Below are 25,635 nucleotides of genomic sequence, written 5' to 3'. Positions count from 1 at the left end.
AGCGTTTCCGTGAACCCTGCTCCGCCATCCGCTGCCGCTCTGCTCCGTTGGTATGCCACCCATCGCCGGGTGTTGCCGTGGCGTGCCGCCGATGGCGGGCGCCCTGATCCGTATCATGTCTGGCTCAGCGAGATCATGCTGCAACAGACCGTGGTGGCGACGGTGATACCGTATTTCGGGCGGTTTATCGAGCGCTATCCGACCGTGGCCGATCTTGCTGCGGCGCCGGATGATGATGTGCTCGGCCTGTGGGCGGGGCTTGGCTATTATGCGCGGGCGCGAAATTTGATTGCGTGTGCGCGGGCGGTGGTGGCGGCGGGCGGGTTTCCGGCGACGATCGATGGTTTGCGGGCGTTGCCGGGGATTGGCGCGTATACGGCGGCGGCGATCGGGGCGATTGCGTTCGATCTGCCGGTGGTGCCGATCGATGGCAATGTCGAACGGGTGGCGGCACGGATCGGGGCGGTGACGACGGCGTTGCCGGCGGCCAAGGCCGAGATCGCGCGGGTTGCGGCATGGCTGGGCGAGCAGGCGGCGGCGCGGGCGGCGCCGGGTGATTTCGCGCAGGCGTTGTTCGATCTGGGGGCGAGCCTGTGCGGGCCGCGCGCGCCATCGTGCCTGATCTGTCCGTGGCGGGGGGATTGCGCCGGTCATGCGGCGGGGATCGCGGCGAATTTACCGCGCAAGGCGGCGCGGGCGGCGCGGCCGGTGCGGTTCGGCACGGTGTTTCTGATGCGCGATGCGGATGGGGCGATCGGGTTGCGCCGGCGCCCGCCCACGGGGTTGCTGGGCGGTATGATGGAATTGCCGGGCACGACCTGGGCGGCGGCGATGCCGGATGCGCCACCGCCGGTGCCGGCGGCGTGGCGGGATGCGGGGGTGGTGGTGCATGTGTTCACCCATTTCGAATTGCGGTTGCGGGTGATGGCGGCCGAGGTTGCGGTGCTGCCGGCGGGGTTGATCGCCGCGGCCGTGACGGCACCGGTGCCGAGCGTGATGCGCAAGGCCGTGAACCTGGGGCTGGGCGCGCTGGATTAGGCGCGGGTTGTTGCGTTGGCTTCAATGGGGGTCGGGATGTTGCATGGCGTTGGAGAGAGCAGATGAAACGACGTTCGGCCATTGCCGCCTCGGCGGCGGTCTTTTGCGCGCTTCCCGCGGCATCGGCGCGGGCGGATTCGGGGACCGCGCTCGATGCCTCGGTGGTGCGGATGAAGCTTCAGAAGGGGATTACCCCGGATGTCGCGGTCGATTGCCTGAAGCTGCGGGCGAATTTGCGCAATATGAAACAGGTTGGTTATTTGCCGTTGTCCAAGCAGGTCGAGGCGATGGTGGGCCGGCCGCAGCGGCTGACCGAGGTGTTTTTGTTCTGCAATCCGCTGATCGCGATCGAGATGGTTGCCGCGAATATCGATTTCGCGGCGTATCTGCCGTGCCGGATCACGCTGACCGAGGACGCTGCGGGGGCGTATTGGCTGGTGATGCTCGATCTGAAGCCGCTGATCGCGCAGATCCCCGCAGGGTCGGCGCTGCATGCCAAGGCTGAGCAGGTGAATGATGTTCTGATGAGCATCATGCAGGCGGGGGCGTCCGGGTCGTTGTGAGGGCGGGCCGGCCGAGGATGCGGCGCCATCTGGCGTAAGGCGCGGGTTTTCCCTGCTGGTTGCGGGCGCGCTAGGCATGGTTCCGGCCTCCTGTTATCGAACGCCGGGAGCAAAGCCGGCTTGCCTATGTCTGCCGGGTGAACATCGGGGGCGCTGCTATGTCGGATATCGTCATGGATCGCTGTATTTGATGGGCAGGGTGCGTCGATCGTTTTTGCGGTCGGTTGCCGGCCTCTGCCTCGCGATTGCGGGGATGGGGCTGAACCATCGGGCGGCGGTGGCTGATGCGCCGCCGGCGGGCGTTGGTCTGCGGCATCTGCTGCCGGGGCTGGTGGCGGATGCGCGGGGGTTTCAGGCGTTTGCGGATCGGCGGGTGGCGGGGGACAGCGCGGGCGTTGCGGCGCATCGGGCGGATTTGGCGCGGCGGGCGAAGCAGGCGTTCGATGATCAGGATTGGGCGGCCGCGGCGGCGCTTTACCGGCGGCGGTTGACGATTGGCGATGCGGCGCAGCCGGGGTTGTGGCTCGATTATGCCACGGCGCTGTCGCGCATCGCCAAGCCCGATCCGGCCGCGATCGAGGCGGCGGCGTTCATTGCGTATCGGCAGAACGAGACATCCGGCGGCGATGCGGTGCGTGCCAAGCGGGCACTGCTTTTGATCGTCAAGGCGTTGTCGCTGCAGGACAATCAGTTGGCGCGGCTCGATGTGCTGGCGGCGTTGCAGCGTGCGTATCCGGATGATCGGGTGATTGCGGACAAATTGGCGGCGGCGCGCAAGACCTATGGCGTGCGGGTGACCAGGTTGACCGTGCATGCCAACCAGTTTCCGACCAGCGCCTGTATTGCATTGACGGTGAAGCCGAGCCGGGCAGCGGATTTTCATGCGGGGGATTGGGTGCGGTTTGCGCCGCCCGAGCCACAGGCGGCGGTGAGCGTGCAGGCCGGCGCGATTTGTGTTGCCGGTCTGCCGGCCGGCCATTCCAGCACGGTGACGCTGCTGCGCGGGATGCCGTTGCAGGGTGGCGCGCGCCTGCCGGAGGATATGAAGGTGCGCGTGGCGATCGGCGCGCGGCGGGCGCAGTTGATTGCGGATGTCACGCATTTTCTGATCCCCGCCTCATCGCCGCCGGCGGTGGGGGTTTCCACTGTCAATCTGGACAGGGTACGGCTGAAGATCGTGCGGGTGGCGGAGCGGTCGTTGACCGGATTTTTCGCGAGCCATCCGCTGTTCAATCCGGATTCCTATCAGAACACGCTGAACGGCAATTATGGCAGGACGGTCTGGCAGGGTGAGGCGGCGGTGCCGGGGTTCGTTTCGAACCGGTTGATCCGCTCGGTGCTGAAATTGCCCAAGGTTATGACCGGGCCGGGTCTTTATGCGATCGAGCTGCGGCCGGGGGCGGGGCAGAAGAGCGATTATGCGTTGCATGCGGTGCAGCTGGTGCTGCGGACCGATCTGGCGCCGGTGCTCTGGCGCGGTTGGAACGGGCTGCATGTGCAGATCCGCAATTTTACCGCGGCACAGCCGCAGAGCGGCGTGAAGATTGCGTTGATCGCATCGGATAATTCGATTCTGGCGACGGCGACGACGGATGGTGACGGGTTCGCGACTTTTGCGGCGCCGCTGCTGGCGGGCAGCGGCGGGCAGGCGCCGGTTGCTTTGCATATCACCGCGCCGGATGGTGATTTCACGGTGTTCGATTTGAGGGGATCGCCGCTCGATTTGTCCGATCGGGGGATTTCGGGGCGGCCGGTGGCGCATCGGATCGATCCGTTCTTGTGGCTGGATCGGGGGATTTATCGGCCGGGCGAGACCGTGCATGTCATGGCGCTGTATCGGACCGATCGGGAGACGCCGCTCGATTTGCCGTTGCACGTGATCGTGCGGCGGCCGGCCGGGCAGGTTTACCTCGATCGGGTGTTGGCGCGGCAGGATGATGATGCGGTGACGCTGCCGGTTGTGCTGCCGGGGGCTGCGCAGGCGGGGAACTGGTCGGTCAGCCTGGCGATGGGGACCAACAAGCCGGCGCTGGCGGAGCGGCATTTCACGGTTGCGGCGTTCGTGCCGGCGAAGCTGAAGGTTTCGCTCGGGCAGCCGAAGCCGCTGGTGGCGGGCAAGCGCGATCATTGGCCGGTCAATGTGCGGTTTTTATATGGTGCGCCGGGTTCGGCCCTGAGCGGGACGGCGACGGTGCGGCTGGTGACGGCGGCGACGCCGTTTGCGCAATGGGCGGGGTATCGGTTCGGCTTGCAGGGCGAGATGTTCGAGTCGCCGCTGAGCCATGTGCAACTGGCAGCGACCGGGCCGCATGGCAATACGAGCGTGCGGATCGATCTGACCAATCCGCCGGACACCACCCATGCGATTGCGGCGAAGCTGCGTGTGAGCATCGATGATCCCTCCGGCCGGGCGGTGACCAAGACGATCACGCTGCCGGTGACGCCGGCGGCGCCTTTGATCGGGATCAAGCCGGATTTCGCCGATGATACGGTGGGCAACAAGGTGGCGCCGGGGTTCGAGATTGCCGCGGTCGATCCGGCGGGGGCGGCGGTGGCGATGCCGGTGACGGTGAGCCTGGTGCGCCAGGACACCGAGTGGAACATTTATTACAACGGCTCGGTGGCGCGCTGGTCGATCAGCCATGTGAATCGGCCGGTGGAGACGGTGACTGTGACGTTGCAACCGGGCAAGCCGACGCATTTCAGCGCGCCGGTGCTGGGTTGGGGGCGGTATCGGCTGCGGGTGGTGCAGGCGAAGGGCGGGTTCGCGGCAAGCTCGGTGGTGTTTTATTCGGGCTGGGCGACCTCGGCCAATCCGGCGGCGCCGCAGCGGGTGACGGTTTCATCCGGTGCGCGCGATTACGCGGTGGGCGATACCGCGCAGGTTCATGTGAGCGCGCCGTTCGCGGGGCCGGCGACGCTGGTGATGGCCAATAACGATGTGATTTCGACGCGGAACTTCACCCTGCCGCAGGGCGGGACGACGCTGAACATCGCGGTCAGGCGGCGGTGGGGGGCGGGTGCGTATGCGATGGTCGAGGCGTTTCGGAAGGGCGATGCGACGCATCAGCCGGGGCGGGCGATCGGGCTGACCTGGATTGGCGTGAAGCCGGGGCGGCGGCGGATCGATGTGTCGATTCCGGTGAAGCCGCTGTATCGGCCGGGGCGGGATGTGACGTTCGATGTCCGCGCGCGGCCGGGGGCGTATGTGACGCTGGCGGCGGTGGATGAGGGGATCTTGCAGCTGACCGATTTCGCCGACCCTGATCCGCTCGGGCATTTTTTCGGCCAGCGCCGGTTGGGGGTGAGCGTGCTGGATGATTACGCCGGGCTGATCCTGCCGCCCTCCGGCCAGCCGGCGGTGCTGAAGAACGGCGCGGGGGCCAATTTCGGACCGGCGAACAAGCCTGTTCCGCAGCGCATCGTTTCGTTGTTCGCAGGGCCGGTGCAGGCGGGGGCGGATGGGATTGCGCATGTCACGCTGCATATACCCTCGTTCAACGGCCAGATCAGGCTGATGGCGGTGGCCTGGACCAGGACGGCGGTGGGTGCGGCGAACAGCGATATCATTGTGCGCAACCGGGTGATTGCCGATGCGCTGCTGCCGCGCTTTCTGGCACCGGGGGACAGTGCGGATGCCGGGTTGATGCTGCAGAACCTGGATTTGCCGGATGGCAGTTTCACCGCGCGGCTCAGCGTATCCGGGCCGTTGCGCCTGGCGGGGGCGGCGCGCGCGACGATCGATCTGAAGCCGGGTGCGCGCCAGGTGGTGCGGTTCGGGCTGGATGCGGCGCAGGCGGAGGGCACCGGGCGGATCGATCTGGCGTTGCGCGGCGCGCATTATACGCTGGACCGGCATTGGACGATGAGTGTGCACTCCGCCCGCGCGGCGGTGAGCCGGTTGATGACCGCGACGGTCAGGCCGGGGGCGCGGGCGACGATCGGGGTGAACGACGCCGGGTTTTATCCGGGCTCGGTGCGCGCGACCATCACGTTCGGTAATACGCTGCCGTTCGATCCGGCGGAGTATATGCAGGCGCTGGCGGCGAACCACCTGCCGTTTCTGGCACAGAGCGTGAGCCGGGGTCTGCCGCTGACGGTGCTGCATGGGCCGGTCGCGGGGCCGGAGCCGCAGGCGCGGCTGGCGCGGGCGGTGGAGCAGGTGCTGGATTTGCAGCGGTTCGATGGGGCGTTCGGGCTGTGGTCGTCGCAGGATACCAGTGAGCCGTGGCTGAGCGCGTATGCGACGGAGTTTTTGCTGCGCGCGCGCAAGGCGGGGGCGTATGTGCCGGAGGCGCAGATCGATCAGGCGTTGGCGTGGTTGCATGACGAGGTGGTGCACGGGGAGGGCAGCGCGGTCTCGCAGGTTTATGCGGCCTATGTGCTGGGCCTGGCGGGGCGGCCGCCGGCGGGGGTGATCCGCCAGCTGGGCGAGGGGCTCGATGGGTTGCACATGCCGCTGGCACGCGCGCAGCTAGGCGCGGCGCTGGATGAGATCGGCGAGCCGGGGGCGGCGCGGCATGCGCTGGATGCGGCACTGTCGATGCATAACCGCTTGACCGGGGATTGGTATTTTCTGGATCAGGATTGGAACCAGGCGTTCGGGTCGCCGTTGCGCGATGCCTGGGCGGTGCCTGCGGTGGTGGCGCAGACCGGGTTGCTGCACGGCCGGCTTGCGGCGTTGCGGGCGGATCTGCCGGGGCAGGGGATCGATGTCGCGGATTTGAGCGCGCAGGAACTGGCCTGGGCGTGTTTTGCCGATGGGGTGCTCGGCGCGCCGCCGCCGCCGATGGATTTCACGATCGGTGGCCGCGCGATCAAGGCGGACAAGGCGGTCAGCGAGGCGTTGGTGGGGCCGGCGGCGATTGTCAATCGGGCGACGACGGCGCTGGCGGTGAGTGTTGCGACGACTGGCGTGCCGGATCGGGCACCGGCGGCGGTGCGGCACGGCATGGTCGTGACGCGGCGGTTCTATGCGCTGGACGGCACCGCGCTCGACCCGGCGGTGCTGGCGCAGAACACCAGTTTCATCATGGTGATCAGCGGCCGGGCGGTCGATTCCGCGCCGCATCGGGCCGTGGTCGATGCCGGTCTGCCGGCGGGGTGGGAGCTTGCGGGCAATATTGCGAGCGGGGCGGTGAGCGGCAGTGCGCTGGACTGGCTGGGCCGGCTCAGCCATCCGCGCGTGCGGGCGGCTTCGGATGATCGCTATGAGGCCGCGTTCGATCTGGCGCCGCCCGATTCCAATTATTTCGGCGAGGACAATGGGGTGGATCGGGAATTCCGCGTCGCCGTGATGGTGCGGGCGGTGACGCCGGGGCATTTCACGCTGCCGGGGGTGACGCTGTCGGATATGGTTCACCCGATGGTGTTCGGCCGGACGGCGGGGGGCAGCGTGACGGTGCTGGCGCCGGGGCAGGCGGCGCCGAAGCCGGTGGTGACGCCGAAAGCGGGGGCAGCGCAGAAATCCGGGGCAGCGCCGGGGGGTGGTGGGTCGCCGAAGCTCAAGGCCGCGAATGCCGCATTGGCGAGGCAATATGACGCGTTGATGCGGACCCTGCCGCCGGGCGAGCAGGCGTTGCTGCGGGTTGGGGAGTCGCAATGGATCATCGACAAGCGGGCCGCGTGCGGGCGGCAGGCGGTGGCGATGCGGACGGCGAAGGGGGTGGCCTGCCTGATCGATCAGACCGAGCGGCGGATGGCCGTGCTCAAGCGCGATGCCGCGCCGCGGCCCTGAGATGCGGCGCCGGCTTGGGGCGGTTGGGCTTGCTGGTGTTGTTGCGATCGGGCTGATCTTTGGGCTGGCGTGGTTTCGCCCGCCCGGACTGTCGCGCCTGGTTGTGCAGAGCCGGCAGAGTTTCGGCCGGCATGGTCATGTGATTGCGACGTTCGAGGATGCGCGGGGCGAGTGGAAATTGCCGAGCGATGCGGCGACGGTCGATCCGTTGCTGGCGCGGATGGTGATTGCGGTCGAGGATCGGCATTTCTATCTTGACCCGGGGGTCGATCCGCTGTCGATCCTGCGGGCGAGCGCGCAATTGCTGGCGGCGGGGCATGTGGTTTCGGGCGCATCGACGCTGACCATGCAGGTGACGCGGCTGCTGCATCCGGCGCCGCGCACGCTGGCGGTGAAGCTCGATGAGGCGTTTCATGCGCTGGCGTTGAACGAGCATTACAGCAAGGCGGCGATCCTGGGCATGTGGCTCTCGCTCGCGCCGTTCGGGGGCAATCTGGTCGGGGTGGAGGCGGCGTCGCACGCGTGGTTCGGCCATGGTCCGCGGCGGTTGAGCCCGGCGGAGGCGGCTTTGCTGGTTGCGCTGTGCCGGCGGCCGGCAGCACTCGACCCAGCAGTGCATCCGCGTGCGGCGATGGCGGCGCGCAACCGGGTGCTCGCGGCGGCCGCGGCGGCGGGGGTGATTTCAGGCGCGGCGCTGCGCCATGCCGAGGCGCGTGCGGTGCCGCGGCGGCGGCATCGGTTTCTGGTGCTGGCGCCGCAGGTGACGGTGCATTTGCCGGCCGGGGCGCGCACCACGATCGATGGGCCGCTCGATGCCGCGATCGCGCGGTTCGCGCTTGGGGTGATGCGCGGGCTGGGGCCGCATGAGAGCCTTGCGATCATGGTGGTGGATGCGCGGAGCAGGGCGATCCGGGCGGTTTATGCCGGGGACTGGGGCGACGCGCGGCGGGCCGGCTTTGTCGATCTGACGCGGGCGGTGCGGTCGCCGGGGTCGGCGCTCAAGCCGTTTTTATATGGGCTTGCTTTCGCCGATGGGCTGGCCCGGCCGCATGGGGTGCTGACCGATCTGCCCGGTCGGTTCGGCGGGTATGCGCCGGATGACTACACCGGGCGGTTCAAGGGGGCGGTGACCGCGACGACCGCGCTGCGCCGCTCGCTCAATCTGCCGGCGGTGGCGTTGATGCGGGCGTATGGGCCGCAGCATTTTGCCGCGGCGCTCGCGGCGGCCGGGGTGCCGCTTGCGCTGCCGCGCGGGGCGGCACCCTCGTTGCCGTTGGCGCTGGGGGGTGCGGGGATTACGATGCGGCGGCTGATGGCGCTGTATGCCGCGCTTGCGACGGATGGGCGGGTCGAGCGATTGCATGTGCTGGCGGGTGAGGCGCGGCGGCGGCGGCTGCTGCTGTCACCGGCGATCGCGCAGGAAATCACCGGGATTCTGACGCGGCCGTTTCCGGGTGGCGGGCCGGCGGGAATTGCGTGGAAAACCGGCACCAGTGCGGGGAATCGGGATAATTGGGCGTTCGGCTACGATCGGGACGCGGTGGTGGGTGTGTGGATCGGCGCGCCGGACGGCGGGGCGCTGGCGGGGCAGTTCGCGCTGGCCGCGTTGCCGGTGCTGGCGGATGTGTTCGGGTTTCTGCCGGCGGCCCCGTTGGCGCTGCCACGATCGCGCACACCGCTCGTGCTGACGGCGGCGAAGCCGGCGTTGCCGTTCACGCTGCTCGCGCCGGCGCCGAAACTGGTTCTGCCGGCGGGCGATCCGGTGGATTTGCGGGCGATGGGCGGGGTGCGGCCGCTGCGGTTCATGGTCGATGATCGGGTGATCGCGTCGATCCCGGCGCTGCGCAGCACCGAATGGCAGCCGCCGGGGCCGGGGTTCTATCGGCTCACGATCATGGATGCGACCGGGCGGACGATTACCCGGACCGTCCACGTACGGTGAGGCGCCAAGGTTGATGCAGGGCTGACCTGCCGCTGGTCAGGTTGCCGGGGATCGCCATGTGAGGGACCAGTGTTGCAAAGGACTGACAGTTTTTCTACGACCACCGACTGATCCTGACCCGAACGATGCGCGGAGCGAGCCTGATGAGTGCCAGCCATAATACCGAAACCGTCACCGATGTGCATCATTGGACTGATCGGCTGTTCAGCTTCACGGTGACGCGCGATCCGTCGTTCCGGTTCGTGGCCGGGCAGTTCACGATGATCGGGCTCGATGTCGGCGGGCGGAAGCTGATGCGCGCCTATTCGATGGCGAGTGCGACGTATGAGGATCATCTGGAGTTTTTCAGCATCAAGGTGCCGTCCGGCCCGCTCACCTCGCAGTTGCAGCACGTCAAGCCCGGCGATACCGTGCTGGTCGGGCGCAAGCCGACCGGAACGCTCGTGGCCGATAATCTGCGGCCGGGTGCGCGGCTGTATCTGCTGGGGACCGGGACGGGGCTGGCGCCGTTCATGAGCATTATCCGTGAGCCGGATATTTATGAGCGGTTCGAACAGATCATTTTGGTGCATGGCTGCCGGCATGTCTCGGAGCTGGCCTATGAGACCTATATCACCAGCACGCTGCCGCAGAACGAATTCATCGGCGACATGGTACGCGCGCAATTGCTGTATTACCCGACCGTGACGCGTGAGCCGTTCCGTCACAACGGGCGGATCACCACGCTGATGCGCGACGGGTTCGACCCGAGCTACAACTTGCCACCGCTTTCGCCCGGGAGCGATCGCGTGATGCTGTGCGGCAGCCCGGCGTTCCTTTCCGACATGACGGCGCTGCTCGAGGCGGGCGGGTTCAACGAAGGAAACTCGTCGCACCCTGGCGAATACGTCATCGAAAAAGCATTTGTCGAGAAATGACGGCACGGCAAGCGCGCCGCCGGGCCCGCTTGCCGTGCGGTCAGGTTACGCCTGACCGGCGGGGACCTTGGCGGTGAGCGGCGATTTGGACGAGGCCGGCTCTTCGCTGCCCGATGGTTCCGGGGCCTCTGGCGGGTGCGGGATCTGGGCATGGGCCTGATGCCAGAACTCGTCATCGCGATCGGCGGGTTTGCCGGCCTCTTCCCATAGTTTGTAGGCCAGCTCTCTGACCTTTTCTTCGTGTTTCTGGTCGGACATGGCGGATTCCCTCCTGATTGACTGCCGTGTACGATGGACATGGCAAGGCGCCTGGACCGGCTCAATCGGGCCGAACGGTGAATTCGCGGTCATCCGGTGCGGTGCCGGAATACCGTATCAAGATCATGGTTTCGTTACGACATCAGATTGGATTATCGGTGCGCTTACGCGCTTTTGCCATCGTCCTCAAGCGTGAAGCCAGCCTTCAGCGTGACTTGGTAATGCGCAACCCTGCCGCCCTCGACATGGCCCCGCGTCTCGATCACCTGAAACCAATGTATGTGGCGCAAAGTCTCGTGCGCCTTGGTCAGCGCGGTTTGAATCGCATCCTCAATACTGGTCGGTGAAGACCCAACCAACTCCACCAGCCGATACGTGTGATTGTCCATCCTCGGTCGCCTATTTATTGTTGCATCCACAACATTGGCACCAACCACCGCGATTTCAATTATCACCCGGCCTGTAATACTGGGTAGTGGTGGGGTGGAGTTTGAGAGCAAGTAAGGCCAGGGGCAGAGCCCCTGGTCTTGCTTACCTTAAGGCAGCCACCCCAAGCCCCTCGCTACGCCATTAGCATCGCAGCGGCGCAGGCGTTAAGGATGGCGTCTTCGTCGATGCCGTAGATGCGGTAGAGGTCGGGGATATCGCCTGACTGGCCGAAGTGGTCGGGGCCGAGGGTGTGGATGCGTTGGCCCCGCACGCCGCCGAGCCAGGCGTGGGTGCTGGGGTGGCCATCGAGCACGGTGACGAGTGCGGCGCCCGGGCAGAGCGGCGCGAGCAGGGTTTCGATGTGGGCGCGCGTGTCGTGCCGGCCTTCGCGGCGGGCGGCCTGGGCGGCGCGCCAATCGGCGAACAAGCGGTCGGGGCTGGTGATCGCCATCAGCCCGGCGCCGGGTGCGTCTTCGAGCAGGGCGGCGAAGGCGGCTTCGGCTTCGGGGGCGACGGCGCCCTGGTAGAGGATGGCGATCTGCGCACCTTGGGCGGGCGGTTCGATCCAGTGCGCACCGGCGATGACGGCGGCGGGGTCGATCGTGCGGCGGGGCTGATCGAGCTGCCGGGTGGACAGGCGAAACCATACCGATGAGCCTTCCGGCCGTTGCATCCAGTCGAACCCGTGGCGGAACAATATGGCGAATTCATCGGCATAGGCGGGCTCGTAGGCGGCGATGCGGTCCTGCACCATGCCGAGCAGCGGGGTGTTGGTGGATTGATGCTGGCCGCCCTCCGGCGCGAGGGTGATGCCGGACGGCGTGGCGACCAGCATGAACCGGGCATCCTGATAGCAGCCATATACCAGCGCATCGTGGCCGCGGTTGACGAACGGGTCGTACACCGTGCCGATCGGCAGCAGGCGGGTGCCCTGCATCGGGCCGGCGAGGCCGGCGGCGGCGAGCAGCAGGAACAAATTCTGTTCGGCGATGCCGAGTTCGATGTGCTGGCCTTCCGGGCTCATGCCCCAGCGCTGGGCGGAGGCGAGTTTGGCGTCGCGGAAAACGTCGTTGCGGGTGTGCCGGTCGAACACGCCGCGCCGGTTGACCCAGGGGCCGAGGCTGGTCGAGACCGTGACATCCGGGCTCATGGTGACGATGTGTCTGGCGAGTTCGGCGCAATCGCCTTCGCCACGGCCGATCTCCGAGAGCATCTCACCGAACGCGCCCTGGGTGGACATTTTGCGCCCGGCGGTGGGGGCGTGCGGCAGGGTGGCGGGCACCGGCACGAGCGGTGCGGTCAGCACCCGGCCGGCGGGCGAGAGTTTCGCCGCGAAAGGGACGCTGGCGACGAAGTGACGCAGGGATTCGGGATCGGCGATGCCCTCATAGGGGTCCCATTCATGGCCTGGGCGAATGTTCATCAGGGTGCGGAACGCATCCATCTGGTCTTCGTTCATCAGGCCGGAGTGGTTGTCCTTGTGGCCGGCGAACGGCAGGCCGGCGCCCTTGGTGGTGTAGGCCAGAAAGCAGGTCGGCTGGTCGGAATGGGCGGCTTCGGTGAAGGCCTCGATCAGGGTGGGCAGGTCGTGGCCGGCGAGGTTGGTCATCAGCCCGGCCAAGGCCTCGTCCGATACCGGATCGATGATGGCGCGCACGCCGCGTGAGCGGCCCAGGTCGGTCATCAGCGCCTGCCGCCAGGCGGCGCCGCCCTGGAACGTGAGGGCGGAGTACAGCGAGTTGGGGCAGTCATCGATCCAGGCGCGCAGCGCCGCCCCGCCCGGTTTGCGGAACGCGGCTTCGAGCGCCTTGCCGTATTTCAGGCTCATCACGTTCCAGCCCATGTCGCGGAACAGACCCTCGAACCGGCCGAACAGCCGGTCCGGCATCACGCTGTCGAGGCTCTGGCGGTTGTAGTCGACCACCCACCAGACATCGCGCACATCGTGTTTCCAGCCTTCGAGCAGGGCTTCGTAGATATTGCCCTCGTCGAGTTCGGCATCGCCGGCGATCGCGACATGGCGGGACGCCGGGCGATTGGCCGGGGTCATGTCGTGGGCGCGCAGATAATCCTGGATCAGCCCGGCGAAGGAGGTGATCGCGACGCCGAGGCCGACCGAGCCGGTCGAGAAATCGATCTCGCCGCCGTCCTTGACGCGCGAGGGATAGGCCTGCGCGCCGCCGACCTGGCGCAAGCCCTGCATCATGTCGACGGTCTGGCGCCCGAGCAGGTAATTGATGGCGTGCAGCACCGGCCCGGCGTGCGGTTTCACCGCGACGCGGTCCTGCGGGCGGAGCATGTGGAAATACAGCGCCGTCATGATCGAAACGACCGAGGCGCAGGAGGCCTGATGGCCGCCGACCTTCAAGCCGTCGCGATTCGGGCGGATGTGGTTGGCGTTATGGATCATCCATGATGACAGCCAGAGCAGCTTGCGCTCGATCTGGCGCAAGGCGGCGTAATCGACCGTGGTGGCCGATGCGCTGGCATCGCGAAGCTGGTCGGCGACGAATTTGTCCATTTCCAATCCCTGAGCTGGCCTTGCGACTGTAGATGGAATCGCGACGCGATCAAGGAATGGGTGCAGCGCGCGCCCATCAAAAAACACATTGTGCCGGTACGAAAAGGCATCGCGCGGGAAAACCGCAGGGCATATGCCATAAATCAAGCGTGGCGATGTGACGCAGGTCACAGACGGCGCGGAGAGACCACGGTAACCGGAGGTCATTGCAACGACGAACAGTTTTCGAAACGGTTTTACAGACGGGCTACCGAGACAGGGTCATTTGAGCGAGCATAACCGGGCAGACGCGCCGAGGACAAACGCGCCGCGATAAAGGGCGCTCGTGGATGACTGACAATTACCGTCAGAGCTATATCCACGAGCGCCGATTTCCTGCAACCGGGCCGCTGGCGAGGCGGCGGATCACGGTGTAGGGATGGTGGATCATGATCCGAGGTCGTCCGAGATCGCCATGTCCGAGCCAATGACACCGCGCATCAATCCGCTGGCCGGCCAGCCGGTGCCGGCCGCGCTACTGGTCAATATCCCCCGCCTGATGACGGCGTATTACGCGCTCAAACCAGACCCCGCGGTGCCGGCGCAGCGGGTTGCGTTCGGAACCTCCGGCCATCGCGGCAATGCGCGCGCGGCTGGCTTCAATGAGGACCATATTCTCGCGATCACCCAGGCGGTGTGCGATTATCGGCGCGGCGCGGGCATCACCGGGCCGTTGTTCATCGGCATGGATACCCATGCCTTGTCGGAAGCCGCGTTCACCAGCGCGATCGAGGTGCTCGCGGCGAACGCGGTCGAGACCATGATCGATCAGGACGGCGGCTACACGCCGACGCCGGTGATCTCGCACGCCATCATCGGTTATAATCGCGGCCGGACGAGCGGGTTGGCGGACGGCATCGTGATCAGCCCCTCGCACAACCCGCCGGAGGATGGCGGATTCAAATACAATCCGCCGAACGGCGGGCCGGCGGATGTCGATGTCACCGGCGCGATCGAACGGGCCGCCAATGCGTATCTGGCGGCGCAGAACCAGGGGGTCCGCCGCATCGGGTTCGCGCACGCCAGGCGGGCGGCCTGTGTGCATGCCCATGATTACATCACCCCCTATGTCGCCGATCTCGGCGCGGTGATCGACATGGCGGCGATCCGGCGCGCCGGGGTGCGGATCGGCGTCGATCCGCTCGGCGGGGCGGCGGGCGCCTATTGGCAACCGATCATCGAGCACTATGGCATTGCAGCGACAGTGGTGGACGCGGCGATCGACCCGACCTTCCGCTTCATGTCGGTCGATTGGGACGGCAAGATCCGGATGGACTGTTCCTCGCCCTTCGCGATGGCCAAGCTGATCGCGCTGCGCGAGCGCTTCGATATCGCCTGCGCGACCGATCCCGATGCGGACCGGCATGGCATCGTCTGCCCTTCGGCTGGGTTGATGCCGCCCAATGCGTATCTGGCCGCCGCGATCGGGTATCTGTGCACGCATCGGCCGGCGTGGCAGGCGGGCGGCGCGGTCGGCAAGACTGCGGTTTCGAGCGCGATGATCGACCGGGTCGTGGCACGCCAGGGACGGCACGTGCGTGAAGTGCCGGTCGGGTTCAAATGGTTCAGCGCCGGGTTGACCGATGGCTCGCTGGTGTTCGGCGGCGAGGAAAGCGCCGGGGCGTCGTTTCTGCGGCGGGACGGGTCGGTCTGGACGACCGACAAGGACGGGCTGATCCTGGGGCTGCTGGCCGCCGAGATGACGGCGGTGACCGGCAAGGACCCCAACCAGTATTACACCGAAATCACCGAGGGTCTGGGCACATCGCATTACGAGCGGATCGATGCACCGGCGTCGCGCGCGCAGAAATCGGTGCTCTCGAAGCTCGACCCCGCCGCGATCGCGGCGACGACGCTGGCCGGGGAGCCGATCATGGCGAAACTCAACCGGGCGCCCGGCAATGATGCGGCGCTGGGCGGCATCAAGCTCGTCACCGAGAACGGATGGTTCGCGGCGCGGCCATCGGGGACCGAGGATGTCTATAAAATCTATGCGGAGAGTTTTCTGAGCGATCAGCACCTGAAAGCCGTGCAGCAGGAGGCGCAGGCGCTGATCGGGCGGTTGTTCGAGACGTTGTAGCGCAAGCGATGCCCGCCCGCCGCGCCGGGGCGGCGCAAGGGCGGCGGCGATGGACAAACCATCCTTATTGTCCGTATGATCACTGATTCCGCACGGCAACCGTTTCAATGATGAAAGATTTCATCGCATGGCGGAAATCGTGCCCTCACAAGCGGCGCTGTCCGGTGCCGTGCCACAGCGGGCCGCGGCGGGCGGCCGTTTCGCGGTCGTTGCGCTGGGCGCATCCGCGGGCGGGCTCGATGCGTTCGGCCGCATCCTCGATCGGTTGGCCCGCGACTCCGGCATGGCGTTCATTCTGGTGCAGCATCTGGACCCGACCCATGAGAGCCTGATGGTCGAGTTGCTGGCCCGCCATACCGCGATACCGGTGATCGAGGCGGGCGATGGGATGATGCTCGAACCCGATCATGTCTATGTCATTCCGCCCGGGCGGTACCTGGCGGTCGAGCACGATATGCTGCGCCTCACGCAACCGGTCGAGCGGCACGGCATGCGGCTGCCGTTCGATTTTCTGCTCCATTCGATCGCGGGCTCCTGCGGCAGCCGCGCCATTGCGGTGGTGCTGAGCGGCACCGGGCGCGATGGCAGCGCGGGGCTGCGGGCGATCCGCGACAAGGGTGGTTTCGTGATCGCGCAGGCGCCGGATGAGGCGGCGTTCGATGGCATGCCGCGCAATGCCATCGCGACTGGTCTGGTCGATCTGGTGCTGCCGCTCAACGAGATTCCGGCCGCCCTGGCGGCACGGCCGCGTGATGCGGTGGCGGGTGTGGTGCCGGGCGATACGCCGGATAGTTTCGCAGCGATCATCGCGCTGCTGCGCGAGGCGACCGCCCATAATTTCACCCTCTATAAGTCGGGCACGCTGCGCCGGCGGATCGATCGGCGGATCGGGCTGGCCGGGCTGGTGCCGCCGACCCTCGATGCGTATCTGGCGTTGCTGACCAGCCACCCGGCCGAGGTGGATTTGCTGGCGCAGGATCTGTTGATCAATGTCACCAGTTTTTTTCGCGATCGCGCGGTTTTTCACCCGCGAGGAACAGAAATACCGCATCGGCGCCGAGTTGCGGGCGCTAGTGGTGTTCACGGTGCAGGATGTGCTGGCCGATCCGCCGTTTTCTCGGCTCGATCTGGTGTCGTGCCGGAATCTGCTGATCTATTTGCGTGGTGAGGCGCAGTCGAAAATCGTGACGCTGTTTCATTTTGCGCTGCGCGATGGCGGGATTTTGCTGCTCGGCAGCGCCGAGACCATCGGGGCGGGCGATCAGGGTTTCAGCGTGGTCGCCAAGGCCGAGCGGATCTATCGGCGGACCGGTCGCAATCGGCCCGGGGTGTTCGGCTTTCCGGTCCTGCCGAACGACAGGTCGCGCCCGGCGACACGCCTGGTAGCCGCCACGCTGCCCGGGACGAGCCTGATCGTCACGCCGGGGCGGGGGACAGCTGAGCCGGTGAGCCTGGCCGAGCTGTGCCGGCGGATGGTGATCGAGGCCTATGCGCCGGCGGCGGTGTTGATCAACGGGCAGAACGAGTGCCTGTTCACGCTCGGACCGGTCGACCGGTTTTTGCAGATCGCCCCCGGCCTGCCCTCGCACGACGTGCTGGCGATGTGCCGGCCGGGGCTGCGTACCAAGCTGCGCGCCGCGATCCGCCGGGCGATCGACTCGGCGGGGCGGGTGGTGGTGCCGGGTGGGACGATGACGCATGAGGGCGTCGAGCAGGCGTTCATGATCGATGTGCAACCGGTCGCGAGCGATGGCGAGCGGTTGCTGCTGGTCTGTTTCGTGACGGGGCAGACCGGCGTGACGGCGGAGGCATCGCCGGTCACCCGCAAGGACAGCTCGCGCGTGGCGCAGCTGGAGCGCGAGCTGGCGGCGACGCGGACGGAATTGCTCGGCGCCATCCATGATCTGGAATTGTCGAGCGAGGATCAGAAGGCGATCAACGAGGAGGCGCTCTCGGTCAATGAGGAGTTCCAGTCCACCAACGAGGAGTTGCTGACCTCGAAGGAGGAATTGCAATCGCTGAACGAGGAGCTGACCGCGCTGACCAATGACGGGATGCTGACGCTTGATGCGCGGTCGGTGCTCGAGACGCTGCAACCGATCGAACGCGAGGTGCAGGGGCGCAACGGCGCCTGGTTCACCCGGCGGGTGCTGCCTTATCGGACCCAGCAGCATGGCGTAGAAGGGGTGGTGATTACCTACGCCGACATCACCGAGCGTAAGCGGACCGCGCTTGCCTTGCAGACGGCGACGACGGTTGCCGAGCAGACCAATCTCGCGAAGTCGCGGTTTCTGGCGGCGGCCAGCCATGATCTGCGCCAGCCGCTCACGTCGCTGTCGCTGCTGCACGGGCTGCTGGCCCGCGCGGTGACGGGCACGCCGACCGAGCCGCTGGTCGAGCGGATGGCGCAGGCGCTGGGTGTGATGACGACGATGCTCGATACGCTGCTCGACATCAATGAAATCGAAGCGGGCGTGGTCAAGGTCTCGGCGAGCCACTTCGCCGTCAATGCGGTGTTCGACCGGTTGCGCCAGGAGTTCGCCGATGATGCCGCGGCGCATGGGCTCGATTTTCGCGTGATGCCCTGCACGCTGACGATCGAGACGGACCGGGGTTTGCTGACGCAGATTTTGCGTAACCTGGTATCGAACGCGCTGAAATATACCAGGCGGGGGCGCATTCTGGTGGGTTGCCGGCGGGTGGGCGGGCAGCCGAGCAAGGTGATTGCCCGGATGCTCGGGATCAGTCCGCGCACGGTCGAGCTGCATCGGGCGGCGATCATGCGTAAGACGGGTACGGCGTCGGTCGCGGCCCTCGCGCGGCTTGCGAGTGCGGCGGCGCAAGGCGTTGCCATCCAGCGGTGACGGGTGGCCGGCGACCTGATAGGGTGCGGGGGGTGATATCATTGCCGTGCGCCGGCAGGCGCCGCAGCCAGGGGGATCGACCATGACCGGGGTTTGCATTGTGGGCTGGGCTCATTCGCCGTTCGGCAAGCTCGATGGGCCTGATCTGGAATCGCTGATCGGGGCGGTGGCAGGCAGTGCGATCGAGGATGCGGGCATTGCGCCTGGCGAGATCGATGGCGTGTTTGTGGGCACTTTCAACAACGGGTTCAGCAAGCAGGATTTTCCGGGGTCGCTTGCGATGCAGAGCGTGCCGGCGTTGCGGTTCAAGCCGGCGATGCGGTGTGAGAATGCCTGTGCATCGGGTTCGGCGGCGGTGTTTGCGGCGCGCGATTTCATTGCGGCCGGGCGGGGGCGGTTTGCCCTGGTGGTCGGGGCCGAAACGATGACGGGGGTGAGCGGGGCGGCGGTGGGCGATATTCTGCTCGGTGCGTCGTATCGGCGGGAGGAAGGCGAGATTGCCGGCGGGTTTGCCGGCGTGTTCGGGCGGATTGCCGAGACGTATTTTCAGCGGTTCGGCGATCAATCGGATGCGTTGGCGGCGATTGCGGCGAAGAATCATCGCAACGGGGTGGATAATCCGTATGCGCAGATGCGGCGGGATCTGGGGGTGGAATTCTGCCGGACGGTGTCGGAGAAAAACCCGTATGTCGCTGGGCCGTTGAAGCGGACGGATTGTTCGCTGGTGAGCGATGGTGCGGCGGCGCTGGTGCTCGCGGATGCGGAGACGGCATCGGCGATGCGGCGGGCGGTGCGGTTTCGGGCGGCGGCGCATGTCAATGATTTTCTGCCGTTATCGCGCAGGGACCCGACGCGGTTCGACGGCGGGGCGGCGGCATGGGCGCAGGCGCTGGACGGCGCGGGGCTTTCGATTGAGGATTTATCGTTCGTCGAGACGCATGATTGTTTCACCATCGCCGAGTTGATCGAATACGAGGCGATGGGATTGGCGCCGCACGGCAAAGGGGCGCGGGTGGTGCTGGATGGCATGGTCAGTGCCGAGGGACGGTTGCCGGTCAACCGGTCCGGCGGGTTGAAGGCGAAGGGGCATCCGGTGGGGGCGACCGGGGTATCGATGCACGTGATCGCCGCGATGCAGCTGACCGGTGAGGCGGGGGAGATGCAGTTGAGCCGGGCTGATGTTGGGGGGATCTTCAATATGGGCGGGGCTGCCGTGGCGAATTATGTTTCGATTTTGGAGCGGGTTTAGGGGAGGGAAGGCTTCTTTTTTGTAAAAAAGAAGCAAAAAACTTTCTGACCCTGAGGCACGGGCGTTTTCACCGGCACGGGCCCAAATGAACAAAGTTTTTTTTGCTTCTTTTTTGTTCACAAAAAAGAAGAGCTTCCCTTGCTTCTTTGCCTGTTTCGTTATGGTATCGTAACGATTCAGGCGTGCATCAGCCCCGTGGGCCTTTGCGCCACATTTTTTTGGCATCGAAGGAGGGCACGAAGGGCTGGTGCCAGGGGGGCACGGGTGGTGGGGGTGGGCCGAGGATGTCGCGCAGTTGTTCGGGGGTGAAGTCGATGCTGCCATCGGGGTTGACTTTGTACTGGGCCATGAAGTCGGGCTGACGCCTGGGGCGGGGGCGTTTGGGGCGGGGGTTGGCGGCGCTTGTGGGTTCGCGCCGGGGTTTTCTGGGGCGTTTGATGATTTTTGGGGGACGCAGGCCGAGCATGGTGTGGAGGGGGCGGAGGATGCGGCCGAGGCTGGGGTGGGTGGCCAGCAGCTCCAGCACGATGGGGTCTTCCATGAAAAGCTGGAGATCGGCGCGGGCGGCGGCACCGCCGACGACGGTGGCGGGGCCGTTGGGCAGCAGGCGGATCAGCCAGGCGAAGCCGCGCGGCAGGGTGAGGGGTGGTTTGGGATTGGGGTTAGGGGTGGCGGGTTCGCGCTCGACCGGTCCGGGAGCGCGGGTGCGGGTGCGGGGAGATTGTGGCAGGCGGGATGCGATGCGGGCGAAGCGGGCGATCTGGCGGGCGAGGTAGTTCCAGATCAGGACGATGAGCGGGCCGTGGATTTTGAGGCGGTAGCCATTATCGGCGACCGAGCGCTGCAAGGCACGGAAGATCACCGTGAAGCGCTCGGTCGGGTCGGCAGGCATGAACGGCGCGTTTGCGATCATGGGTAGGGTTAGACCATGGTCGGTGGGGGGTGAGAAAGCGGTTTGTCAGGGGGATTGTTAGAAATCAGGTCCGGCGCCGGTGGGCCACCCGGTGGCGGTGGCGCTGGCGCTCGTGGAATGGAATGACAGGGTGGCGGACGGGTTCGTGTGTCAGCGCCGGGCTTGGTCCATGATGGTGCGCATGCGGCGGATGGTTTCGGGCAGGCCGAGGAAGACGGCTTCGCCTACGATGAAATGCCCGATGTTGAGTTCGCGCACCTGGGGGATGGCGGCGACGGCGGCGACGTTGGCGAAGGTCAGGCCATGGCCGGCGTGGACCTCGAGGCCGAGGGATGCGGCCTTGCGGGCGGCTTCGATCAGCCGGTCGAGCTCGCCGGGTTTGCCGTCGGCGTAGGCGCCGGTGTGGAGTTCGACGACCGGGGCGCCGAGCGATGCGGCGGCCTGGAGCTGGTGTTCGTCGGGGTCGATGAACAGGGAGACGCGGATGCCGGCCTCGCGCAGGCGGGCGATGCGGGGCGCGAGCGTGGCGTGGTTGCCGGCGACATCGAGCCCGCCTTCGGTGGTGATTTCGGCGCGGCGTTCCGGGACCAGGCATGCGGCGTGCGGGCGTTCGCGGCAGGCGATGGCGACCATTTCATCGGTCGCGGCCATTTCCAGATTGAGCGGGACCGGCAGGGTGCGCGCGCGGGTGATGTCGGCATCGCGGATGTGGCGGCGATCTTCGCGCAGGTGCAGCGTGATGCCGTCTGCGCCGGCCTCGATGGCGAGGTGGGCGGCGCGGATCGGGTCGGGGTAATCGACGCCGCGGGCGTTGCGCAGGGTCGCGACGTGGTCGAGGTTGACGCCGAGGCGCTGGGTGTTCATGCGCGCCGCCCCGCCATGAGCGTGGCCATGCGCAGGGCGGCGAGCAGGCTGGCGGGCCGGGCGAGGCCTTTGCCCGCGATGTCGAACGCGGTGCCGTGGTCGGGCGAGGTGCGGATGATCGGCAGGCCGAGCGTGATGTTCACGCTGTTCTCCATATCGATGGTTTTGAGCGGAATGAGTGCCTGGTCATGATACATGCAAATTGCGGCGTCGTAACCCTGCAGCGCGATCGGGGTGAACAAGGTGTCGGGCGGCAGGGGGCCGGATGCGGCAATGCCGGCGGCGCGCAGGGCCGCGATGGCGGGGGCGATGATGCGGGTTTCGTCATCGCCCATGGCGCCGGCTTCGCCGGCGTGCGGGTTGAGCCCGGCGATGGCGAGGCGGGGGGACGGGATGGCGAAATCGCGGATCAGGCCGGCGTGGGTGATGGTTGCGGCGGTGATGATCGCCTCGGTGGTGAGGGTTTCGATCGCGCGGCGGAGCGAGACGTGCACGGTGACCGGCACGACGCGCAGGGTGGGGCCGGCGAGCATCATGATCGGGGTTGGCGCACCGGTCAGCGCACCGATGAATTCGGTGTGGCCCGGGTGGGCGAAGCCTGCGGCGTAGAGCACGGATTTGGCGATGGGGTTGGTGACGACCGCGCTGACGGCGCCGGCCATGGCCAGGGCGGTGGCGCGTTCGATGGCGCCGATGATGGCGTGGGCGTTGGCGGGGTCGGGCTGGCCGGGGACCGGGGCTGCGGCGAGCGGCATGGGCAGCACGGGCAGGGCGCGCGGGAAGGCGGCGGCGGCGGCGGCGGGATGGTCGATCACCTCGATCGGCACGCCGAAGCCGCCGGCCCAGCCGACATCGCCGATCAGGCAGAACGGCAGGATGCCGGGGGCGCTGCCCTGCCGCGCGGCGAGCCAGGCGGCGGCGGTGATCTCACCGCCGATGCCGGCCGGGTCACCCATGGTGAGGGCGACCGGGGCGGTCACGCCTGCGGTTTGGTGCTGGTGCGTTCCAGCACGATCTGCTGGCGATCGAGCCGGTAGGCTTTGTTGAACAGGGTTTTCAGGGCGTCCCGATCGCGGACCGGGTACCACATGCGTTCGAGCGACAATGTCTGCACCAGGTGCAGGGTGGTGCCGTGCATGGTCGCGGACTGCACGAAACTGCCGGCGCTGGTTTTGACCGTGCCGCTTTCGGGTGTCGCCAGCACTTTGTAGCCGGCCGGCAGCGTCAGGCTGGTGGTGAAATGCAGCGTGCCGACCGCGCGTTTGACCGGGTAACGCTTGCTGGGCGAGGCGTTGGTGGCGAGATAATGGCCGATGGCGGTGAAGGCGAAGCCCTTGTGGACGCGCAGCACCACGATATGGCCGGGGGTGTAATAGCCGGGGGCGCGCCAGTGGTCGGTCACGATGAAGGGTTTGGTCAGATCATCGGCGCCGGTGGCGGTGAAGGTGCCGGTGCCGACCAGGCCTTCACCGGAGAGCACCTGTTTGACGACGCGCGGGTAGGCCGCTTTGGGCAGCTGGTCGAGAATGTCGCGCATCATCCAGTCGGTATAGCCGGTGGCGTGGATGGTGCCGCTGCCCTGCAGCGTGCCGCCCGGGGTGATGGTTTCGGCGGTTTGCTGGATGTAGGAGGCCGGGCCGGACGGGGTGCGCGCGAGGGTGGAGTGGGCGGAGGCGAGGATTACCGGCTTGTCGGCATCGCCCGCGGGCAGTTCGCCGGGGGTCGCGAAACCGGAGGTGGGGTCGAGGAAGAGTTTGTATTTCGGCACGTAGACGATCACGTGGTCGATGATGCCGAGATTGACCAGATGGGTGAGGCGATAGACGGCGCTGCCGCCATCGATCAGGGCGGGTTCGGCCTTGATGCCCTTGGCTTTCAGGAGGGCGACCAGGAGGGTTTCAGAGGCCTTGCAATCGCCGTAGCGCCGGGTGAGCGTATGGCCGGCGGCGGCGGGAATCCAGCCTGACAGGCCGGGTTCGATGCCGACCCAGCGGATGTGGGTGGTCGCCCAGTCGTACAGCGCGTCCACCGCGGCGCGGCCGGTCTTGTTGCCCGCGATTTCATCGGCCAGTTTTTTGACATCCGGCGTGACGCGGGCTTTCGCGGCCGCGCGGGCCCAATAGGCATTGCCCAGGGCCTGCCAGTCGGGGAAGGTGGTGGCGAGGAACATGGGTTCGAACTGCGCGGTGCTGACGGCATCGCCGGGGACGACGTGGTAGGGCGGGTTATCGAGCGTTGCGGTGATGATCTGGGTGTTGCCGTTGACCGTTCGGGTCATTTTGTAGCCGCCGCGCACCGAGGTGAGCAGGTGCAGGCTGGCGGGCGCGCGGACCTCGACCTGTTCATGCCCGGTGAACTGGCCGGGGGGTACTGCGTCGATGCCGGAGAATTCGTTGGGGAAATAGGGCAGGAAGCGGTGGATGGTGTAGGTGACATCGAGCTTGCTGCCGCGCTCGACATGCGGAAATTCGATGCTGACGATTTTTGCGTCGCTGAAGGTCGGCGCATCGACCGCGGAGGGGGCGGTCTGGGTGTGCACGTCCTTGGCGGTGACGGGGTAGATTTTGCCGCCGGGGGCGATGGTCCGGGCGGAGACGAGGTGGAAGTGCTCCATCGCGGTGGCGACGAGCTCCTGGATCTGGCCGTCGCTCTGCACGCCGTTTTTGGTCAGCGGTTCGATGATTTTGTGGACGGTGCGGGTATAGGTGCCGTTGGCGGCGAGGGTGAAGACGTCGCTGTAGGAGAGCACTTTGAACGGCGCGCCGGCGGCGTTTGGGGTGGGCTGCGGGGTTGCGGCGGCGGCCGGGATGATGCTGAGGCCAGCCGTAAACGCGGCAAGCGCCGCGCCGGTTCGAAGCTTCGGGATCATGTGGGCAGCCCTTTCAGATCATCGCGCGAACAGGTTACGTGCTCATCCAGCGGAACAGGTAGAGGCGTGCGTGCGGGTTCCGCAGGAAGGCCATATTATAGAGCCCGCATGTGGCCATCAGTGCGGAACCGGCAATCACGACGGCATGGACGATCACCGAAAGATGATCGCCGGACGTGGGGGATCGAGCCGCCAAGTGCCATTGCAGCCACGCTTGCCCACCGTAGAAGATCGTGTAGCACAATAGGAACGTCTGCCGCATTTTTGTCAGTAGAGGGCTCGGTGCGTCCGCTTGGGGGACGTGCTTAGCTTGTGCCATCGGTTAGTCCAGCATCCAGCGGAGTTCGGGAAACCGATCCAAGGCTGCGGGGTTGAACAGGGCGCAGAGGCATTGCACCGCGGTGAACATGCTGGGCACCAGCAGCATGCCATCGAGGAACAGCCAGACACCGTGGGGGCGTGCTGCGGGTTCGAACAGCATCACGGCGAGGCAGACTAGAAAGACCAACGCCAACATCAGCCGGGCGATGATAAAGTAGCGACGCATGCGCGGTAGCGACATGAGACCTTCCGTTGATCCAACGTGATTGAACGTAACGGATTCGCGGCGGAGGTTCAATCGCCGTTGGGGCTCGCGATTGATGCCCCACGCCTCAAGATCGCGCGAGCGACTTAGCCGGTCTGCCACTCTTCGACCGGGATGCGCGGCATGTCGAACCGGTCGTTCGTGCTGGAATACCACCCGCCGCCATGCATGCGCCCGATCAGGTCGAGTTTGGGCGTGTCGATGTGGCAGCGTTTCGCGTCCAGCACGGCGTCGTCGCGGACGTGCATGGCGAGGACTTCGCCCACCACCATGGCGCGGTCGGGGCCGAATTCGACGATGGAGTGCAGTCTGCATTCCAGCGCGACCGGGCTTTCCGCGATGCGCGGGGGCTTGATTTTCAGCGAGGGCATGGTGGTCAGCCCGGCCTCGGCGAGTTCGTCGATCTCCGGGCCGAATTCGATGGCGGTGACATTCATGGCACGGGCGTTGGCGAGGGCGACGAGGTTGACCACGAATTCACCCGTGCTGCGGATGTTCTCGCCGGTGTCTTTCAGGTCGCCGGGTTTGCGCGCGCCGATGCCGATGCACAGGATCGGCGGGCCGGCGCCGAAGACGTTGAAGAAGGAAAACGGCGCGGCGTTCAGCCGGCCTTCGGGGTTCATGGTGACGACCCAGGCGATCGGCCGGGGAACCACGGTCGAGGCGAGGAGTTTGTATTGGTCGAGCGGCGGCAGGGCGGTCAGGTCGAAGATCATGCCGCATCATCGCTGGTCGGCCGCGCGCTGTCCATGGCGGCATCGGCGGG

The 25,635-nt window shown here is 66.7% G+C and carries 19 protein-coding genes; 9 read left to right on the top strand and 10 right to left on the bottom strand.

The window, feature by feature from the left end:
• Positions 1-9 precede the first annotated feature (9 nt).
• From AruPA_RS00915 to AruPA_RS00895, 5 genes are all read left to right on the top strand, one after another.
• Entirely contained in the window at positions 10-1,038 is a 1,029-nt protein-coding gene (locus AruPA_RS00915) for an A/G-specific adenine glycosylase (protein WP_265634261.1), read from the top strand.
• A gap of 62 nt (positions 1,039-1,100) precedes the next feature.
• A complete protein-coding gene (locus AruPA_RS00910; RefSeq protein ID WP_265634259.1) occupies positions 1,101-1,601 on the top strand; it encodes a DUF302 domain-containing protein in 501 nt (166 codons plus the stop codon).
• Positions 1,602-1,800: 199 nt separating this feature from the next.
• Complete coding sequence (locus tag AruPA_RS00905; RefSeq protein ID WP_265634257.1) at positions 1,801-7,338, top strand: alpha-2-macroglobulin; 5,538 nt, start codon at positions 1,801-1,803, stop codon at positions 7,336-7,338.
• Positions 7,319-9,280 carry a penicillin-binding protein 1C gene (gene pbpC / locus AruPA_RS00900; RefSeq protein ID WP_265634255.1) on the top strand — a complete coding sequence of 654 codons (1,962 nt, stop codon included), beginning with the start codon at positions 7,319-7,321 and terminating at the stop codon, positions 9,278-9,280. The genes AruPA_RS00905 and pbpC overlap by 20 nt, the downstream gene beginning before the upstream one ends.
• Before the next feature lie 143 nt (positions 9,281-9,423).
• Complete coding sequence (locus tag AruPA_RS00895; RefSeq protein WP_265634253.1) at positions 9,424-10,197, top strand: ferredoxin--NADP reductase; 774 nt, start codon at positions 9,424-9,426, stop codon at positions 10,195-10,197.
• 45 nt (positions 10,198-10,242) lie between these two features.
• Here the strand turns inward: AruPA_RS00895 and AruPA_RS00890 are convergent, their stop codons facing one another.
• The 3 genes from AruPA_RS00890 to AruPA_RS00880 form a co-directional block, all read right to left on the bottom strand.
• Positions 10,243-10,455 (bottom strand): DUF2934 domain-containing protein, encoded by a 213-nt coding sequence (locus tag AruPA_RS00890; protein WP_265634251.1) that lies wholly within the window; start codon positions 10,453-10,455, stop codon positions 10,243-10,245.
• Between the two features lie 164 nt (positions 10,456-10,619).
• Complete coding sequence (locus AruPA_RS00885) at positions 10,620-10,844, bottom strand: dodecin (protein ID WP_265634250.1); 225 nt, start codon at positions 10,842-10,844, stop codon at positions 10,620-10,622.
• A 173-nt stretch (positions 10,845-11,017) separates the two neighbouring features.
• Positions 11,018-13,405, bottom strand: a complete 2,388-nt coding sequence (locus tag AruPA_RS00880; RefSeq protein WP_265634248.1) for a 1-deoxy-D-xylulose-5-phosphate synthase N-terminal domain-containing protein — start codon at positions 13,403-13,405, stop codon at positions 11,018-11,020.
• 454 nt (positions 13,406-13,859) lie between these two features.
• Here AruPA_RS00880 and pgm point away from each other — a divergent pair, with 454 nt between their 5' ends.
• The 4 genes from pgm (at position 13,860) to AruPA_RS00860 (ending at position 19,637) form a co-directional block, all read left to right on the top strand.
• Entirely contained in the window at positions 13,860-15,524 is a 1,665-nt protein-coding gene (gene pgm / locus AruPA_RS00875) for a phosphoglucomutase (alpha-D-glucose-1,6-bisphosphate-dependent) (RefSeq protein ID WP_265634247.1), read from the top strand.
• Positions 15,525-15,651: 127 nt separating this feature from the next.
• Positions 15,652-16,692 carry a chemotaxis protein CheB gene (locus AruPA_RS00870; protein ID WP_265634245.1) on the top strand — a complete coding sequence of 347 codons (1,041 nt, stop codon included), beginning with the start codon at positions 15,652-15,654 and terminating at the stop codon, positions 16,690-16,692.
• Positions 16,598-18,388, top strand: coding sequence for a CheR family methyltransferase (locus tag AruPA_RS00865; RefSeq protein WP_265635108.1), 1,791 nt, complete (start codon positions 16,598-16,600; stop codon positions 18,386-18,388). Before AruPA_RS00870 ends, AruPA_RS00865 begins: the two co-directional genes overlap by 95 nt.
• An 82-nt stretch (positions 18,389-18,470) precedes the next feature.
• Positions 18,471-19,637: an acetyl-CoA acetyltransferase gene (locus AruPA_RS00860; protein ID WP_265634243.1), complete on the top strand. Its 1,167-nt coding sequence runs from the start codon at positions 18,471-18,473 to the stop codon at positions 19,635-19,637.
• A 187-nt stretch (positions 19,638-19,824) separates the two neighbouring features.
• Here the strand turns inward: AruPA_RS00860 and AruPA_RS00855 are convergent, their stop codons facing one another.
• From AruPA_RS00855 to AruPA_RS00825, 7 genes are all read right to left on the bottom strand, one after another.
• Positions 19,825-20,550, bottom strand: a complete 726-nt coding sequence (locus AruPA_RS00855) for a hypothetical protein (protein ID WP_265634242.1) — start codon at positions 20,548-20,550, stop codon at positions 19,825-19,827.
• A gap of 150 nt (positions 20,551-20,700) precedes the next feature.
• On the bottom strand, positions 20,701-21,414 hold the full coding sequence (locus tag AruPA_RS00850) for a pyridoxine 5'-phosphate synthase (protein WP_265634240.1): 714 nt from the start codon (positions 21,412-21,414) through the stop codon (positions 20,701-20,703).
• Positions 21,411-22,394: a 4-hydroxythreonine-4-phosphate dehydrogenase PdxA gene (pdxA, locus tag AruPA_RS00845; RefSeq protein WP_265634238.1), complete on the bottom strand. Its 984-nt coding sequence runs from the start codon at positions 22,392-22,394 to the stop codon at positions 21,411-21,413. The genes AruPA_RS00850 and pdxA overlap by 4 nt, the downstream gene beginning before the upstream one ends.
• On the bottom strand, positions 22,391-24,283 hold the full coding sequence (locus AruPA_RS00840) for a DUF3857 domain-containing transglutaminase family protein (protein WP_265634236.1): 1,893 nt from the start codon (positions 24,281-24,283) through the stop codon (positions 22,391-22,393). The genes pdxA and AruPA_RS00840 overlap by 4 nt, the downstream gene beginning before the upstream one ends.
• A gap of 34 nt (positions 24,284-24,317) precedes the next feature.
• A complete protein-coding gene (locus tag AruPA_RS00835) occupies positions 24,318-24,545 on the bottom strand; it encodes a hypothetical protein (RefSeq protein WP_265634234.1) in 228 nt (75 codons plus the stop codon).
• Between the two features lie 60 nt (positions 24,546-24,605).
• A complete protein-coding gene (locus tag AruPA_RS00830) occupies positions 24,606-24,830 on the bottom strand; it encodes a hypothetical protein (RefSeq protein ID WP_265634233.1) in 225 nt (74 codons plus the stop codon).
• 125 nt (positions 24,831-24,955) lie between these two features.
• Entirely contained in the window at positions 24,956-25,585 is a 630-nt protein-coding gene (locus tag AruPA_RS00825) for a flavin reductase family protein (protein ID WP_265634232.1), read from the bottom strand.
• Between the last annotated feature and the right edge of the window lie 50 nt (positions 25,586-25,635).

The organism is Acidiphilium sp. PA, assembly GCF_026191915.1.
In the GTDB taxonomy this organism is placed as follows: domain Bacteria; phylum Pseudomonadota; class Alphaproteobacteria; order Acetobacterales; family Acetobacteraceae; genus Acidiphilium.
The sequence above is the reverse complement of the archived record's forward strand: the minus strand, read 5'-3'. Positions and strand labels throughout refer to the sequence as shown.

Excerpts from the sequence above, each read along its gene's own strand:
- AruPA_RS00910 (WP_265634259.1), top strand. The coding sequence starts at position 1,101 with ATGAAACGACGTTCGGCCATTGCCGCCTCGGCGGCGGTCTTTTGCGCG.
- pbpC (WP_265634255.1), top strand. The coding sequence starts at position 7,319 with ATGCCGCGCCGCGGCCCTGAGATGCGGCGCCGGCTTGGGGCGGTTGGG.
- AruPA_RS00895 (WP_265634253.1), top strand. The coding sequence starts at position 9,424 with ATGAGTGCCAGCCATAATACCGAAACCGTCACCGATGTGCATCATTGG.
- AruPA_RS00890 (WP_265634251.1), bottom strand. The coding sequence starts at position 10,455 with ATGTCCGACCAGAAACACGAAGAAAAGGTCAGAGAGCTGGCCTACAAA.
- AruPA_RS00885 (WP_265634250.1), bottom strand. The coding sequence starts at position 10,844 with ATGGACAATCACACGTATCGGCTGGTGGAGTTGGTTGGGTCTTCACCG.
- AruPA_RS00880 (WP_265634248.1), bottom strand. The coding sequence starts at position 13,405 with ATGGACAAATTCGTCGCCGACCAGCTTCGCGATGCCAGCGCATCGGCC.
- pgm (WP_265634247.1), top strand. The coding sequence starts at position 13,860 with ATGTCCGAGCCAATGACACCGCGCATCAATCCGCTGGCCGGCCAGCCG.
- AruPA_RS00870 (WP_265634245.1), top strand. The coding sequence starts at position 15,652 with ATGGCGGAAATCGTGCCCTCACAAGCGGCGCTGTCCGGTGCCGTGCCA.
- AruPA_RS00860 (WP_265634243.1), top strand. The coding sequence starts at position 18,471 with ATGACCGGGGTTTGCATTGTGGGCTGGGCTCATTCGCCGTTCGGCAAG.
- AruPA_RS00855 (WP_265634242.1), bottom strand. The coding sequence starts at position 20,550 with ATGATCGCAAACGCGCCGTTCATGCCTGCCGACCCGACCGAGCGCTTC.
- AruPA_RS00850 (WP_265634240.1), bottom strand. The coding sequence starts at position 21,414 with ATGAACACCCAGCGCCTCGGCGTCAACCTCGACCACGTCGCGACCCTG.
- AruPA_RS00840 (WP_265634236.1), bottom strand. The coding sequence starts at position 24,283 with ATGATCCCGAAGCTTCGAACCGGCGCGGCGCTTGCCGCGTTTACGGCT.
- AruPA_RS00835 (WP_265634234.1), bottom strand. The coding sequence starts at position 24,545 with ATGCGGCAGACGTTCCTATTGTGCTACACGATCTTCTACGGTGGGCAA.
- AruPA_RS00830 (WP_265634233.1), bottom strand. The coding sequence starts at position 24,830 with ATGCGTCGCTACTTTATCATCGCCCGGCTGATGTTGGCGTTGGTCTTT.
- AruPA_RS00825 (WP_265634232.1), bottom strand. The coding sequence starts at position 25,585 with ATGATCTTCGACCTGACCGCCCTGCCGCCGCTCGACCAATACAAACTC.